This is a genomic window from Halomonas sp. KHS3 (assembly GCF_000830495.1).
Lineage (GTDB): Bacteria > Pseudomonadota > Gammaproteobacteria > Pseudomonadales > Halomonadaceae > Vreelandella > Vreelandella titanicae.
In genome coordinates this window covers 593,085-608,227 of sequence record NZ_JWHY01000002.1, presented here as the reverse complement: position 1 = coordinate 608,227, position 15,143 = coordinate 593,085, and the positions used below count along the sequence as shown (strand labels likewise).

Annotated in this window: 13 protein-coding genes; 1 reads left to right on the top strand and 12 read right to left on the bottom strand. The window is 51.6% G+C overall.

What is annotated here, in order from left to right; all coding sequences use genetic code 11:
- Positions 1-49 precede the first annotated feature (49 nt).
- The 11 genes from garD to RO22_RS04900 all read right to left on the bottom strand — a co-directional run bounded on the left by garD (position 50) and on the right by RO22_RS04900 (position 12,528).
- Positions 50-1,612, bottom strand: coding sequence for a galactarate dehydratase (garD, locus tag RO22_RS04950; protein ID WP_041157758.1), 1,563 nt, complete (start codon positions 1,610-1,612; stop codon positions 50-52).
- A complete protein-coding gene (locus tag RO22_RS04945) occupies positions 1,599-3,155 on the bottom strand; it encodes a tripartite tricarboxylate transporter permease (RefSeq protein WP_052475532.1) in 1,557 nt (518 codons plus the stop codon). Before RO22_RS04945 ends, garD begins: the two co-directional genes overlap by 14 nt.
- A gap of 17 nt (positions 3,156-3,172) precedes the next feature.
- Positions 3,173-3,616 (bottom strand): hypothetical protein, encoded by a 444-nt coding sequence (locus RO22_RS04940; RefSeq protein ID WP_041157756.1) that lies wholly within the window; start codon positions 3,614-3,616, stop codon positions 3,173-3,175.
- A 118-nt stretch (positions 3,617-3,734) separates the two neighbouring features.
- Entirely contained in the window at positions 3,735-4,790 is a 1,056-nt protein-coding gene (locus RO22_RS04935; RefSeq protein WP_041157755.1) for an ABC transporter substrate-binding protein, read from the bottom strand.
- A gap of 76 nt (positions 4,791-4,866) precedes the next feature.
- A complete protein-coding gene (gene kdgD / locus RO22_RS04930) occupies positions 4,867-5,778 on the bottom strand; it encodes a 5-dehydro-4-deoxyglucarate dehydratase (RefSeq protein ID WP_027959951.1) in 912 nt (303 codons plus the stop codon).
- Between the two features lie 191 nt (positions 5,779-5,969).
- Positions 5,970-6,980, bottom strand: coding sequence for a 3-dehydro-L-gulonate 2-dehydrogenase (gene yiaK, locus RO22_RS04925; protein ID WP_041157754.1), 1,011 nt, complete (start codon positions 6,978-6,980; stop codon positions 5,970-5,972).
- 80 nt (positions 6,981-7,060) lie between these two features.
- Positions 7,061-8,569 (bottom strand): tripartite tricarboxylate transporter permease, encoded by a 1,509-nt coding sequence (locus RO22_RS04920; RefSeq protein ID WP_041157753.1) that lies wholly within the window; start codon positions 8,567-8,569, stop codon positions 7,061-7,063.
- A gap of 15 nt (positions 8,570-8,584) precedes the next feature.
- Positions 8,585-9,100: a tripartite tricarboxylate transporter TctB family protein gene (locus RO22_RS04915; protein ID WP_041157752.1), complete on the bottom strand. Its 516-nt coding sequence runs from the start codon at positions 9,098-9,100 to the stop codon at positions 8,585-8,587.
- 19 nt (positions 9,101-9,119) lie between these two features.
- Positions 9,120-10,064: a Bug family tripartite tricarboxylate transporter substrate binding protein gene (locus RO22_RS04910; protein ID WP_052475531.1), complete on the bottom strand. Its 945-nt coding sequence runs from the start codon at positions 10,062-10,064 to the stop codon at positions 9,120-9,122.
- A gap of 36 nt (positions 10,065-10,100) precedes the next feature.
- A complete protein-coding gene (locus RO22_RS04905) occupies positions 10,101-11,441 on the bottom strand; it encodes an enolase C-terminal domain-like protein (RefSeq protein ID WP_041157751.1) in 1,341 nt (446 codons plus the stop codon).
- Between the two features lie 325 nt (positions 11,442-11,766).
- Positions 11,767-12,528: a metallophosphoesterase gene (locus RO22_RS04900; RefSeq protein ID WP_022521786.1), complete on the bottom strand. Its 762-nt coding sequence runs from the start codon at positions 12,526-12,528 to the stop codon at positions 11,767-11,769.
- A gap of 1,200 nt (positions 12,529-13,728) precedes the next feature.
- On the opposite strand from RO22_RS04900, the gene RO22_RS04895 reads away from it, so the two are divergent.
- Entirely contained in the window at positions 13,729-14,490 is a 762-nt protein-coding gene (locus tag RO22_RS04895; RefSeq protein ID WP_022521788.1) for a M48 family metalloprotease, read from the top strand.
- 91 nt (positions 14,491-14,581) lie between these two features.
- Here the strand turns inward: RO22_RS04895 and speG are convergent, their stop codons facing one another.
- Positions 14,582-15,133, bottom strand: coding sequence for a spermidine N1-acetyltransferase (gene speG / locus RO22_RS04890; RefSeq protein ID WP_041157750.1), 552 nt, complete (start codon positions 15,131-15,133; stop codon positions 14,582-14,584).
- Between the last annotated feature and the right edge of the window lie 10 nt (positions 15,134-15,143).

Sequence of the window (15,143 nt, the reverse complement as noted above, 5' to 3'; positions counted from 1 at the left end):
TCGTAAACCTCTCTTATTATTGACCCAAGTCGAAAAACTATTTAGGGAATTAAGTCACTGGCGCAGGATTAAACAACACCAAATCGTTATGAATACCTAGCCGATCGGCGGCAGCCTGTTGGCGCCCGCTGGCCACCTCAAGAATCAGGTGGAAAAGCTCCCAGCCCACCTTTTCGATACTGGCATCGCCTGTGGCAATGCGGCCTGCATCCAAATCGATAATGTCGTGCCAGCGTTTTCCCAGCGTGGAGTTAGAGGAGACCTTGAGCACAGGCACCATGGCCAGGCCATATGGCGTCCCACGCCCCGTGGTAAACACCTGCAAGTTCATACCCGCCGCTAATTGAAGCGTGCCGCAAATAAAATCGCTGGCCGGAGTGGCCGCAAAGGTCAGGCCCTTGCGGCGCAGCCGTTCACCGGGGCCAATAACATCAACAATGGGTGAGTTGCCCGACTTAATCACCGACCCCAGCGCCTTCTCAACCACGTTGCTGAGCCCGCCTTTCTTGTTGCCTGGGGAGGGGTTGGCACTGCGATCCGCCTGTCCTTGAGATAGATAGTCGTCGTACCAGGCCATTTGCTCGATCAACGCCCGCCCCACCTGCTCATCAATTGCCCTGGGCGTCAGCAGATGGATGGCGTCCCGCACCTCGGTGACCTCCGAAAACATCACGCTGCCACCCGCCCGCACGATCAAATCGGTCGCAAAGCCCACCGCAGGGTTAGCCGTTACGCCAGAAAAAGCATCGCTGCCGCCACACTGCATACCGACCACTAGCTCGGACGCCGGGCAGGTTTCGCGCTGACGGCTATTGAGTCGTTCAAGATGGCGTTCGGCCATGGCCAGAATACCCTCGACCATCTCACCGAAGCCTTGAAAGGAGTCATCTTGAAGGCTCAGCACGTTGGCTTCTGGGTCGGCCGCCTGGGTGTTTTCGTAAACTCTTACTGGCCGATCAGTCAGCAGTGTCGAGGGTTGCAGTTTTTCACAACCCAGCCCGATCACCATTATCTCGTTGCCGAAGTTTGGATTCAGGGCGATATTTTTAAGCGTTCGAATCGGCACAATCGCCGCAGGTGCATTAATGGCGACGCCACAGCCATAAGAGTGATTAAGTCCCACAACATCGTCGACGTTGGGGAAGCGCGGCAGCAGCTCGCGTTTGATGCGCTGCACTACGTAATCGACAGTACCGGCGACACACTGAACGCTGGTGGTGATACCCAAGACGTTCTTGGTTCCCACGCTACCATCCGGATTGCGGAAGCCTTCAAAGGTGTACCCTTCCAGAGGCTCCATCGCGGGGATCTCACGCGTAGCCAAGGGTAACTCACCCAGCGCTGGTGCCGTGGGAAGGCGTACATTCGTCTCGTTCACGTGACTACCACAGGCAATGACCGTTAACGCCTGACCAATGACCTCGCCATAACGAACAACCTGAGCTCCTTCAGCGATGTCCTCTAGCGCCACCTTGTGGCCTTGCGGAATAGACATCGTGGTGGTGATGCCGCCCTCGATGACGGTGCCTTCAGCGAGGCCGCCCTGCTCGACCACAATGGCAACATTATCGTTGGGATGTACGCGAATCACGCGGGAATTAGTTTGTGTCATGACCCTTTCCTGAGGCTGTGTGTGTACTGCCAGTCACCTGGGTCAGCTCCATTTTTTGCCTGGCGCGGGACTTAACGCTCATGACGACCGCGAACATTACCGAGGCTGCAATCAATCCCCACAGCACCATGGCAATGGGGCTTTTGGTGAAAAAGATCGAGTAAGTGCCGAACGATTCCAGACTCTTGACGAAGTAGACCTCGGCCTGGCTCCCCAAGATGAAACCAATAATGAGCGGAGCCACTTCCAGACCAATCTTCTGCACCAGATAGCCTAAAACACCGAAAATCAGCAGCGTCCAGACATCAAACATGATGCCGTAGTTGATGGCATAGGCACCCACTACACACATCATCACAATGATGGGAAACAGGATGTGTTTGGGAACCATCACCACTTTGGCGATGTACTTAATGGCATAGAACATTAAGAAGAACATCACGATGTTGGCAAAAACCAGGGCCGTCATCATGACGTACCAAGTGTCGGTATTCTCAGGAATAAATAGCGGCCCTACCTGGATGCCCTGCAGCGTGAATGCACCGATCAACACAGCCGTAGTTGAGTCACCGGGGATACCCAGCGACAGCAGTGGGATCAATGCACCGCCGGTCAAGGCATTGTTGGCTGACTCCGAGGCAATAAGCCCCTGGGGCGCCCCTTTACCCATTTGCGATGAATCCCGCGTTAAGTTTTTTTCTTGGGTATAAGCCAACACGGAGGCGGCGCTACCACCGACCCCAGGCAGCATGCCGACGAAGGTGCCGATAAAGGATGAGCGCACCAGATTGGTCAGGCGCCCATTAAAGATTGAAAGCGAAAAGCCTCCTCCTTTGCTGATCTTTATGCGTTCGTTGACCAGCCCACTCTTTGCCCCCTTTTCCGCTTCAAGCAGAATCGTGGAAATACCAAAGACACCGATCAGCACCGGCAGCAGGGAAAACCCTTCAAATAAGTAGGGTTCCATAAAATCGAACATCAGTCGGGTCTTGCCATTGCCGCCATCCGAAATGCTGTAGTCACCGATCAGGCTCAGCCAGATGCCGATGACACCGCTAAAGATGCCAATCAGCATGCTGCTGGAGAGCGAAGCAATGACACTTAACGCTAACAAAATGATCAAAAACTTCTCCACATAGGAGAACTTGATCGAGAAATCGGCCAATAGTGGCGCAAACAGGAAGAGTATAGCGGCGCTGATAAGCCCCCCGACGACGGATGCGACAACGCATATTTTCAGCGCTTTCTCACCCTCGCCCTTTTGGGCCATCGGGTAGCCATCAAAGGTAGTGGTGATTGAAGACGGTGTGCCGGGAATATTAAGCAGCACCGCCGGCACCATCCCACCGGAAATACCCCCTACATAAAGACCCAGCAACAGCGCCAGGCCATGGTGTAATCCAAGTGCATAGGTCAGCGGCAGGCAAACAGCTACTGCCATGGTAGCGGTCATGCCGGGGATCGCGCCGAAGATGATGCCGATCAGAGCACCGAACCCGGCGAGTAAAAAAAACGTTATGTCGAGAAGTGAGAGAAATTCCATGGTGGCACTCGCTTCGGTCACGGTAAGGTGATAGTGAAAAGCTTGGCGAGAATGAACCAGGCCAGACTAGGTGCGACGATGGCATTGACCACCACGATGGTAAGGGCCTTTTTCGTCCAGTCATGCAAATAGAGCAGTGACATAAGGAATACGAAAGCTATCGAAACCATCAGAAAGCCATAGCCGGTGTAGGGGAATAGGTCACCCACCACTGCCATTAAATAAAAATACGCCGCGATCAAGACGAGAGTGCCGAAGAAACGGAAATTATCCCTAGCCTCACCCACAATGGGCAGTGTGCGCTCTCCTCGTTTCACTGATGCCATGAAGGGAGCTACCTTTGTCATTAAAATCAAGACAAAGAGTCCCGCCATGATCCAGTGAATAATCCTCGGGAAAAACAGGTGGGAGGTCTCGAAATCGATGGAGACACTAAGCAGACTTGAAAGACCTGATTCCATAACAGCTCCGGGCATTAGCAGCAGATACCCTGCTTACTATTGTTCTTTCTATAGCGGTTCTATAGCGGCTCACGCATAGGTGAGACACCCGCCACCCACGCAGCGAGTGCCATACCCTTTACTTGATGTTGCTGATGATTTCTTCGTAGCGAGCCATTTTATCGGCGAGATACTCAGAGGCTTCGTCAGAAGGCTTGAAGTTGGGGATAAAGAAAGCGTTCTTCTGAGTTTCCTGTATTTCACCTTCCGCATAGATATCCGCTAGCGCTTCATCGATTTGCTCAACAATCGCTGGATCCATGTCTTTGTTGTAGAGGAAGAAGAACTCCTTATCGAATGTAAAGCTCTCATCATCACCCATTGAGACGTGCACGTTTGGCTCTACATACTCCAACAGTTGCTCACGAGACGTTTGGCCAAGCCCCTCTTCCGGAGCCTGTTCAATGGTATCTTGACGTGCCGTCAACCAGACAAAACGCATCGCTTTCTGGTCGTCTTCAGGTAACCGCGTGTACTGCTCGTTAGCCTGCACGGTGCCATTAATCACATCGGCTTGGCCGTCAAAAAGTTGCTGGTTTTTGTCGGATTGAGAACCGGTATTGACAGCAACTAGGTTGTCTTCCTGACCAGGATGCTCAATAGCGATGGCATTTTTTAGGGCACTGAAACCAATCTCCGATACGCCACCCGGCTGGATAGCGACCCGCACAGTCTCACCATTGCCTACTGCAGCAATGATGTCATCAAGGGTCTGGTAAGGTGAATCTTTAGGCACCAGGTAGGCATTGCCTGGGTTGATTGCAAGCGTCGGCCCGACGGTATATTTCTCAAAAATATCGTCGTAGCCCTCAACCCCATACAGATGGCCAAGATAGGACTGATCGTGGAAGATCATCAGCGTATTGCCACGAGAGTCCCGATCAAGTGTGCGAAAAGCAGAGCTTGCACCAACGGCATCCACCTTCATGTTGAGATCCAGCCTTTCAGCTAGCTGATCCACCACAATAGTAGAGTTTTGATACGTATCCCCGCCGGTGGACGTTGAACCGATAACCACACGAATATTGCCCCGCAATGGGCCATCTTGGGCCATGGCTACGCCAGCGCTGACGCTCAATGCTGCCATCAGCGCTGCTGAACCGACACGTGTCATTAATCTATTGGAAATGCGCATACTTTCACCTCTTTCGCTCGTTGTTAAATTGTTATAGCTCAGTGGTTTAATGGCTTAGTGAGTTGGCGCTTTATTACTATTTAACGCGATCGATCAACTTTTTAAGCTCCTGACACTCCGCCTGGGTTGGCATTGTCAGCGGCGCGCGAACACTGCCGGCGGGACGGCCAACAATGTCTGCGCCTGCTTTGATCAGGCTAACGGCATAGCCCGCTTTTCGATCCCGGAGGTCTACGAAAGGAATAAAAAAGTCGTTAGTGATCTGTTTCACAACGTCTTTATTACCTTTGCGCAACTCCTTGTAGAACTTCACTGCCATCTCCGGCACGAAGTTGAAAACAGCCGATGAGTAGGTATTTACGCCAATGGAGACATAGGCCTCGGCAAAAATTTCAGCCGTGGGAACGCCGCCGATATACACCAAACGGTCACCCACAGTTTTGACGATTTTGTTAAGCGCCTGAATATCGCCTTTGCCATCTTTTAGCCCCACCAAGTTAGGGCAATGGTCGGCAAGCTGCTGAACAGAATGAGCATTCAGGATGCCATTACCGCGGTTGTAATAAATCACGTTGACTGACGTGGCATCACAAATCTGGCGGGCATACTCCACCAAGCCATCCTGCGGGCACTCGGTAAGGTATGGCGGCATCAGTAGAATGCCGTCAGCGCCCGCTTCTTCGGCCGCTTTTGCAAAGGCCTTGCCGGCTTCAACGCTTAAGCCCGCGCTAGCAATAACGGGCAAGCGACCGTCGATTACTTCGACGGCGACGCGAACAATCTCGCGGTATTCATCAAGTGACAGGTTAAAAAACTCCCCCGTGCCACCCGCGACGAAGACCGCCGAGATCTCGTGGCTGATGAACCACTCAAGCCGCTTGCGGTAGCTCGCTTCATCGAAACGACCTTGACTATCGAAATCGGTAATCGGGAACGATAGCAGACCATCGCCGATGGCTTTTGTTACTTCTTGTCTTGAAAACGTCACTTTGCGCCCTCTTTAAAATGTGTTGACCACTGAATGAGCAGACATCATTTGCTAGCCAACAACCTTATGTCATACATCATACAACTTAGAAGATAAGTATCCTGCTAGCAGGGTGCAAGCAGAACTATTGAAATTTAAACCAAAGTAGCAGCCATACCCTGTAAACCTGTTGAGGATTAAAACGCCTTTAACTAATCATCCGCCAGCTCGCAAACAGAGCGCCATAGCATGTCATCGACAACAATCGGCCTCTCTCCATATCGCTGATTAGCGGTCGACTCGCCCGGCCAGCGCACTGTGCGCCCCGGCTCGGCAGGAGTGGTTGCGGCCAGATGAGACTGAATGCCTTCAACAATGCTATCGCAAGCTTCGCGACCACCAAGCTGTTCAGGGTCAAACACCATAAACACCTGGCTGCAACCGCCGCCACTGCCACGCTGAACCTTATCAATAGCATGGCTAGGACGCCCTTGAGCGAGCAGTGCTGCTAACGCATCCAGTAGAATCGACAACCCAGAGCCTTTCCAGTACCCGGTCGGCAGCAAGCGCCGCGTCGCAGCGATCGCCGCAGGATCACGGCTCAACTCTCCACGCTCATCAAAACCGCCATCAACGGGCAAATGCTCGCCCTTCAGCTGAGTCGTCTGCAGCTTCCCATAGGAGAACTGAGACATCGCCATATCGAGCACCAGAGGCCCGGTGTTATGCGGTACGGCCATCACCAACGGGTTATTGCCAATCGATTGGGAAGCACCACCCCAGGCAGGCATGCACGACTCGGTATTGGTCCACATAATCGTAGCGAACCCCTGCCCAACCGCATGCCAGCCATAGCTTCCGCCCCGCATCCAGTGGGTTGTATCGCGCAACGCCACCAGCCCCATACCATGTTCACGCGCCAACGCCATGGCACGCTCTGTGGCATGAAGTGCATTGACCACACCTATTCCAAACCCTCCATCGAGCACCTCAATCGCGCCCAATCGCTGGACAAGGCTTGGCTTAGCGTCGATATCGACCCAGCCTTTCCCGACGTACTCAATGAAGCGTGGAACCCGCCCGATACCATGCGAATGTACGCCGTCGCGGGTACTTTCAGCATGGATTTGCGCGCAGGTCTCAGCATCAGAGGGCTTTAGCCCCGCCTTCAATAGTGATTTCTCAATCGTACTGCGCAACGTCTCAAAATCGATATTAGCCATCACTTACCCCCACCATTAAAAAAGCCCACTCCGCGAGTGGGCTTTAACACCCCAGCCGCCTCGAATGGCGGCCATGGACTTCAAGCAGCGTCAGACGCCGCGTTTTGTTGACGAGTACGGTAGTTCTGCCACAGTGTCAGCGCCAGCAACCCAAAGGCGATGACTAAAAAGGTAACGCTGATGGGCCGGGTGAAAAACGGTGTCCAATCACCACCGAAGGTCTGCAGCCCCCGTCTCAGATTAGATTCCGCTATAGGCCCCAGAATTAAACCCAGTATTACCGGAGCGGTTCCAAAGCCATATCGGTTGAGAAAATAGCCGAGCAATCCAAAAGCCAGCATTATGTAGAGGTTAAACACATCCCCATCAACTCCGTAAACACCGATAAAACAGAAAACAATGATAGCCGATATCAACTGTTTTCTTGGCACTAACAGTACACGAACAAACAGCTTGATACCTAAACACATGATGATAAGCATGAAGAAGTTAGCGACTAAGTACGCTAAAAATATGCCGTAAATGATGCCGCTCTGGCTTTCAAATAGCATCGGTCCCGGCGTAACGCCTTGAATCATTAAACCGCCCAATAGAACAGCAGTCGCGGCCTCGCCGGGGATGCCCAGCGCAAGCGTAGGAATTAACGCCCCACCTAACAAAGCATTGTTCGCACTCTCAACGGAGACAATGCCAGCACCATGCCCCTTACCAAATTTTTCAGGTGTTTTAGAAAAACGACGTGCTTGGTCATAGGCTACCAGTGAGGCGATACTGCCCCCAGCGCCAGGCACTGGGCCCACGACAGAACCAGACACGATACCGACGAGAAGGGCGCGCCAATTGCGCAGCGTTTCAATAAACCGCGGGCGTGCAATATCGACCTTATGGGGGCTATTCTGAAGTTTATTGGAGGGGTCATATTCGAAGGCATCTTTCAGCACTTGTGACACAGCGAATAACCCAATCAGCGCCGGTAAGAGGTTAATCCCGGTCAATAAAGAAAGCTGTCCAAACGTAAAACGGTCGACCCCCGCAATAGGATCTGTACCGATGGTAGAGCAAAAGAAACCTATCAGGCCTGCAATCAAACCTTTAAGGAGGGACTTGCCCGCAACAGAAGCAATAATGACTAGTCCGAAAATGCTCAGCGAAAAATACTCGGCAGCACCAAATCGCAATGCAAACTCAGCGATAGGTGGTGCGAGAAGACTTAACACCACCATACTAGCTACACCGCCAAAGAAAGAGGCTACAATTGCCAGCCCCAGGGCTCTCCCCGCCTCTCCCTTTTGAGCCATTGGGAAGCCATCGAACGTAGTCGCGACCGAGGATGGCGTTCCTGGAATATTCAACAATATGGCGGGTATAGAGCCACTGGCACCAGCACCACACAGCGTACCCAGCAGCATACCAATACCCATCACAGGCGGCATTCCAAAGGTTACCGGCAATAATAGAGCTATCGCCATGGCCGATGTTAGGCCTGGCAATACCCCCATGATAATGCCTAGGAAAGTCCCACCGGCAATCGCCAATAATGTACCCAACTGGAAGACCAGCCCCAAACCATCAATATAACCCGTTAGCATCTCACTTCTCCTTCCTCAATCCGGCAGTGGGATATTGAATAGTTCGGTAAATACATAATAGATAACCAATGATAAAGCGAACGCAAAAACTGTATACGCTGCTAGGTTTCGAAGTTTTCGGCTATTTCTTAATTTTTGAAATTCACCGCTAGTTATGACAAGGCAAACGACATTTAAAAAGCAAAATATCGCTGTGCTTGCGATATACCCCAGCCGCTCGAAAGAATTGATATAAACAATAATCAAAGCCACGATGGTCAGCCATTGCAAAATGCCTTTCTTCGGAGCAGTGGCATTAAGGGCTGTTGCGTCTTCCCGCACTCGCCTTGCAGCAAGCCATTCGTAAGAATCACGTATTAAGCAGGGCACAGCACACACAAAAATCAAGCCAGAAATCAACTTTGGAAAAGAAGCGGGGGAAAGCCCCCCCGCCATGCTGACGGCTGGCAGCGTAGTGGCCATATAAAACCCAATTGCCGATGCCACCACAAGAAACAGATCAAAGATCGGTTTACCTATATCCTTTGCCATCAGTCGCTAACTCCTTATTTTATTTAGCAGCTAAGTCGCCAGCACTGTCTTTCATCACTTCAGCAGATTCGGCGATAAACGCCTCTAACTCATCTCCATACAGCGGTACAATATCCAAGCCCAGATTCGAGGCAGTCTCTTCGAAGGATCCTTCTTCTACAATTTCTTTAATGGCGTTGACCCACGCTTCCTTAGCCTCTTCCGGAAGGCCATCAGGGCCCGCAATGCCGCGCCATACTGTCAGAGACAGGTTGTAGCCTTCCTCTTGGAAAGTAGGGACATCAGGCAGCGACTCGCTACGCTCTGCGTAGGACATACCCAAGGCTTTCAGACGACCTGACTCTAGCGCCGAGCGAAGTTCCGCCCCACCTAGCACCACGGCATCCACGTGCCCGCCCATAGCAGCGGAGATAGTCTCAGAACCGCCGGGATAGGGAATGAAGTTAAAATCGACTTCAGCGGTATCAGCAAAGGCCACCGCCGCGATGTGAGCTGATGATCCTACCCCCGAAACCCCAACTTGCACCGAGGTGCCTTCCTTTGCAGCCTCGACCATAGCGTCCAAGTCGGCGTATTCACTGTCTTCACCAACAGCGATGACGTAGGGCTCTTCAAGAATCTTGGCGACAAAATCAAAATCTTCGTAGGTAAAGTCAACATTACCCAACGCCTCCAAGGTCAGCAGTGCATTGCTGGCGGCAGCTAAGGTATAGCCATCTGAATCTGATGCCTGAGCACGCGTCAGCCCCACGGCTCCGCCGCCGCCCGAGATATTGCGAATGACCAAGTTGGTATCGAGTTTTTCTTCCAGAAGCGGCTGTAGTGCGCGGACGAAGGTGTCGTTGCCGCCACCGGCTGAGAAGGGCACGATCATATCGATGTTTTGCTCAGGATATTCAGCAAATGCACCAGCACTGGCCATCATTGCTGTTGCCACAGATAAGCTTAGCGCTAACTTTTTCATTGTAATGTCCTTCTTTGTCATGTTTAGAGTATTCACTCAGCGCACTAACGCTGGCTTTTTCGGATCAAACTTCCAATCATCTATCAAATATTGCATTGCCATCGCATCATCCCGAGCACCAGCAGGCAGTGAACGATAGAGCTTATTAGCCTCCTCTATGGCCTTCATATCGATGTCGACCCCAAGCCCCGGCGCATCGGTTACGGCCACTTTGCCACCCACAACCTCCGGCGGATTGCGAGTCAGGCGAGCATCGCCCTCCTGCCATATCCAGTGGGTATCAAGCGCGGTTGTGCGCCCCACGGCGGCGGCCCCCACCTGGGCGAACATGGCAAGCGAAATATCGAAATGGTTGTTGGAGTGCGAGCCCCAGGTCATACCATGATCCTGGCAGAGCTGGGAGACACGTACAGCACCGGAAAGTGTCCAGAAGTGCGGGTCGGCTAATGGAATATCGACTGAGCGCAGCATCAGCGCGTGGGCCATTTCCCGCCAGTTGGTGGCTACCATGTTGGTGGCGACAGGCAATCCGGTGGCATGGCGAAACTCAGCTAAAATCTCGCGACCGGAGAAGCCTTGTTCCGCCCCGCATGGATCCTCTGCGTAGGCAATCACACCGTGGAGATCCTTGCACAGCCGGACCGCCTCTTCTAGCGACCAAGCACCGTTAGGGTCAATGGTCGTGCGCGCATCCGGAAACGTATTGTGCAGCGCCGTGACGGCCGCTATTTCTTGCTCGCCAGCCAGAGCCCCGCCCTTTAACTTAAAGTCTTTAAAGCCATATCGATCATGCGCCGCCTGAGCTAGCTCAACAATGTGCTGAGGGGTCATGGCCGCCTCGTCGCGCAAACGGTACCAGTCGTGATCCAAGCCCCCGGTGCCACGTCGAAAATCCAACGGCGTAGCGTGCCCATCACCGATAAAGAATAAGTACCCCAGCACGTCAACGCTGTCACGCTGCTTGCCGTTGCCTAGGAGCTCTGCCACCGGCACTCCCAGAAACTTCCCCATCAAATCAAGTAACGCCGCTTCAAGCGCGGCAACTGCATTGATGCGTAGCTCAAATGTCCAGGATCCTTTACCGAAATCTTCAAAATCGGCACTCCGTCCGGCATTGTGCAACGACGCAATCATGGAGCGCATTTTTCCGATCGACTGACCGACCACCATCTCTCGCGACTGCTCAAGAGACGTTTGAATCGTCTCGCCACCGGGGGCTTCGCCCACCCCTACATTACCGTGACTATCCTTGAGGATAACCAGGTTGCGGGTAAAATACGGCGAGTGCGCTCCACCGATATTGAGTAACATGCTATCGCGCCCTGCCACGGGAATGACCTGCATATCGGTTATCGTGGGAGTGTCGTGACTCGACATAAAACAATTCTCCATATAGGCGGTGTTAGCGCGCAGATCAGCATCCCGCTCATTGCCGCATTAAAATAACGAAGGCGGACAAACGCAGCCCTTGTTGGTCAATCAAAGACTTTTAAACTCAAACCCACTCTTCGCTGCTTGGCATAGGCGATCTAATTATCCGGATCAATATGTCATACATCATACAAACAAGAAGATAAGTAGCATGACTTTCAGACGCAAGCAGCAGTAGTGAAAATTAAACCAAAGTAGCACTTGCTGGCATGACTGCCAGCAAGTGATTAACAACCTAAAAAAGACATTAAATAACTGATTTTATTTATTTTTATACTTCAACCACCCAGCCTGGCTTAAACACCGCTGGAGTAAACTCATCAGGGTATCCACCAGGGTTGGCAATGATACGCGTGCCGTTACGCAGAATATCCACGGGTTCGTGAACATGTCCGTGCACCCATACATCCATATTGCCCATTAAATGAGGCAAATTGGAGGCAAACGCGGGGGATAACGCGTCGCCCAGATATTGGCCTGGGATACAGTCGTGTAGCGGGGCATGATGGCTAACCACCACCTTAGGGCCATCAAACGGCTGGGACAGCTCTTTTTCGAGCCAAGCAAGCGCTTCAGCATGCACCTGCTGGCTTGCCTGAGGTGTGAATGTCTCCCCTGGCGAGGTTTGAACGATTTTAAAGTCGGGCATGTAGCGCAACGCCTTAGACTCAGTATCGGCGGGGTTTTGCGTTGGGTCACCGGCGTACAACGCAAAGTCAGTCCATAGCGTTGTACCGTAAAAGCGTACGCCATTGAAGGTGACAGCACGATTATCCAGAAGCTCAATGTCGAGCCGCTCGGCTTCGAGCGCCAGCTCATCACGCAGCAGCGGCATGCAGGTACCGTAGAACTCATGGTTGCCTGGTACATAGATAATCGGCGTGTCTGGAAACTGGTGGCGCGCCCAGGCAAGGCCTTCGCACTTACGGTGAATATCCCCCGCCAGAACCACTACATCTGCCTCCACCTCAGGCAGCTCGCGGTTCCCGTCAAAAAACTCCAGGTGCAGGTCAGACAAAATACGCAGACGCATAGGGCTCCTCGTAACAAATACCTATTTAAACGATCTTACCCGGCCTAGGACACGTTGTCGCAGGGCATCGGTGTCACGTCAAGGCATGCTGCATTGCAGCAAAAATAGGCTATAATAACGATGTAGTCCCAATAGGAGGACCGCACAATGACTTTTTTAATAACCCCCCCTGCACGCGATAATGAAGTTCTAGAGTTCTGGAGCTTGAATGCTCAATGGCATCGTGCCGCAGTTGAAGCGCTGAAAGCCTATTTAGGCTAATTCAGGTGCTTTTGCGCCCTTTAGACCAAAAGCTAATCACCGAAGCCGGAATATTTTCCGGCTTTTTTATGACTATGAAAACCTTTTCCATTCAAAGACCTAATATCGTCATTTCAGCATTTGTAAGCCATGGCTTACGAAAAATGGCAAAACACCTACATCGTTAGGACTAGCCCTTCGCAAAAAAAGCTCTTAGTATCCGACCACAGCTAAATTGCTGCTATGCACAACACAGGCTGTGTACAACATAAGCTTTCTACAACTTGAAGGCTTTACAACATAAGTTTTACAACAAGGTCTCATCGCATTCCCTGTCCCCTGAAAGAGGAGTGAACGCCATGCAACACTTAGTCACCCCAACACAAGCGTTGGAAGTAGATGTTATGGAAGTATGGGCACAGCGTGCCCGCCAACAACGTGCGGCACTTGACGCTATTAAAGCTTACCTGCGCTAAGTCCCCAAACGTCATATTGGTTCAACGCCGCTCAACGCCTCGTTTCAGCGAGGCGTTTTTTTACCTAGTTAAATGGACAAGCATCACTATCAGGTCTAAATATACGACCTCCAGACTATAACTATGCTTTACGCAGCCATGCATTACCCTGCAACATAGTCTCTTGACACAAGACGCCTGTATAAGATAACGCTCTTCTGCTTACCCGCACCCCTTACCAGATGAACCGCTTTAATGCTCGCTACCATTAAGCTTAATTATATTTGTCACCTCTTTAAAAAAACAAATAGTATTGCAATACCTAGTGGATTAATGATAACCACCTCGACGCTTCAGTATACATAGTCCCCCCAAATCATTTACTTCACGGCTGGGTATGGAGTTATATAAAGAAATAGTCTAATATTAATTCGGCTGATAAAGGCGCAATACTCAACGTGCAGACTCTTCTTGTTATGCACGCACATTGACGAAGGAACGGACGATGCAAACACCTTTTTTGGTTCGCAAAACATCTTATGCTTTAGGTTTAGTGGCGACACTCGCCCTTAGCGGCTGTCAATCAGGCGCTGATCTCGGAGGCTTAATGTCTGCGGGCTCCAGCTTAGCCGGCGCTGCCACGATGTCAGATCAGCAAATGCAACAACTAGGCGATCAAACCATCGCCCAGCTTGACTCCCAGAACCACCTTGTTGCAGACGATAGCCAGTATGCAAAACGCTTGGCCGAGTTAACCCAAGGCTGGGAAACAGTCGACGGCCATACGCTTGACTATAACGTTTATCGAATAGAAGAAATGAATGCTTTTGCGGTACCCAACGGATCCATTCGACTGCATAGCGGGCTGATGGATGAGATGACCGACGATGAAGTGCGTTACGTTATCGCCCACGAGATCGGCCACGTCTCGTTAGGACACTCCAAGCGTGCTTTCCAGGTTGCCTATGCTGCTTCCGCTGCACGTGAAGCAGCTGCGGCCAGCGGCAGTACTACCGCCGCCGCACTATCAAGCTCTGAGCTTGGTGACCTGGGCGAAAAACTGATCAATGCTCAGTTTTCTCAAAGCCAAGAGAGTGCAGCTGATGACTATGCCATTGAGCTAATGCAGCGCCACGACATGAATGCAGAGGCTTCAGTTGCAGCTCTACGCAAAATGGAAGCCAAATACGGCAACAACAGCAGCGTCTTCTCAAGCCACCCAGCAGCGGGTGATCGTGCAGAGCGCCTAGAAGCTTCGTTCCAGTAAAGCTCAGACACTGGTACTCCTGCCAAGTTAGTCTTGATAATGAATGGCAGGAGTATCGGTTGCTTAGGTTTACCGATTTTTCTTACCCCCACTAAGCCCACTCGCCACCCTCTTCTTGCTGTTCGGACAGTTGCGTCAGGTACGTGTCCTGCAAGATATACATTCGCTTTACATCGCGGTACTTGCCATTGATAAAGAACTCCTGCACCAAGTGGCCCTCTTCTATAAAGCCACTCTCCTCGTAAAGATGAATCGCTTTGACATTATCCACCGCCACAATGAGATATACCTTGTGCAGGTTTAGAATGGTGAACGAGTAATGCAGCGCTTGGCGAATTAACGTGCGCGCAAACCCTTTGCCCTGATGCTCCGGGGTAATAATGATTTGAAACTCGCCGCTGCGATGGATGTAGTCGATCTCGATCAGTTCCACCAGACCGATAGCATTTCCATGGCTATCTTCCGCAACAAAGCGCCGTTCGGCGTTGTCATGGATATGCTTGTTATACAGCTCCTCCAGCTCATCAAATGACTCGTAAGGCTCTTCAAACCAGTACGACATAATGCTCTGGTTATTATTTAGCTCATGAACAAAGCGCAGGTCGTTGCGCTCTAGTGCACGCAAATAAAGTGTGTGGCCCATTGCCCGCTTT

Coding starts and splice junctions, on each gene's coding strand:
- garD (WP_041157758.1), bottom strand. CDS start 1,612: ATGACACAAACTAATTCCCGCGTGATTCGCGTACATCCCAACGATAAT.
- RO22_RS04945 (WP_052475532.1), bottom strand. CDS start 3,155: ATGGAATTTCTCTCACTTCTCGACATAACGTTTTTTTTACTCGCCGGG.
- RO22_RS04940 (WP_041157756.1), bottom strand. CDS start 3,616: ATGGAATCAGGTCTTTCAAGTCTGCTTAGTGTCTCCATCGATTTCGAG.
- RO22_RS04935 (WP_041157755.1), bottom strand. CDS start 4,790: ATGCGCATTTCCAATAGATTAATGACACGTGTCGGTTCAGCAGCGCTG.
- yiaK (WP_041157754.1), bottom strand. CDS start 6,980: ATGGCTAATATCGATTTTGAGACGTTGCGCAGTACGATTGAGAAATCA.
- RO22_RS04920 (WP_041157753.1), bottom strand. CDS start 8,569: ATGCTAACGGGTTATATTGATGGTTTGGGGCTGGTCTTCCAGTTGGGT.
- RO22_RS04915 (WP_041157752.1), bottom strand. CDS start 9,100: ATGGCAAAGGATATAGGTAAACCGATCTTTGATCTGTTTCTTGTGGTG.
- RO22_RS04910 (WP_052475531.1), bottom strand. CDS start 10,064: ATGAAAAAGTTAGCGCTAAGCTTATCTGTGGCAACAGCAATGATGGCC.
- RO22_RS04905 (WP_041157751.1), bottom strand. CDS start 11,441: ATGTCGAGTCACGACACTCCCACGATAACCGATATGCAGGTCATTCCC.
- RO22_RS04900 (WP_022521786.1), bottom strand. CDS start 12,528: ATGCGTCTGCGTATTTTGTCTGACCTGCACCTGGAGTTTTTTGACGGG.
- RO22_RS04895 (WP_022521788.1), top strand. CDS start 13,729: ATGCAAACACCTTTTTTGGTTCGCAAAACATCTTATGCTTTAGGTTTA.
- speG (WP_041157750.1), bottom strand. CDS start 15,133: ATGGGCCACACACTTTATTTGCGTGCACTAGAGCGCAACGACCTGCGC.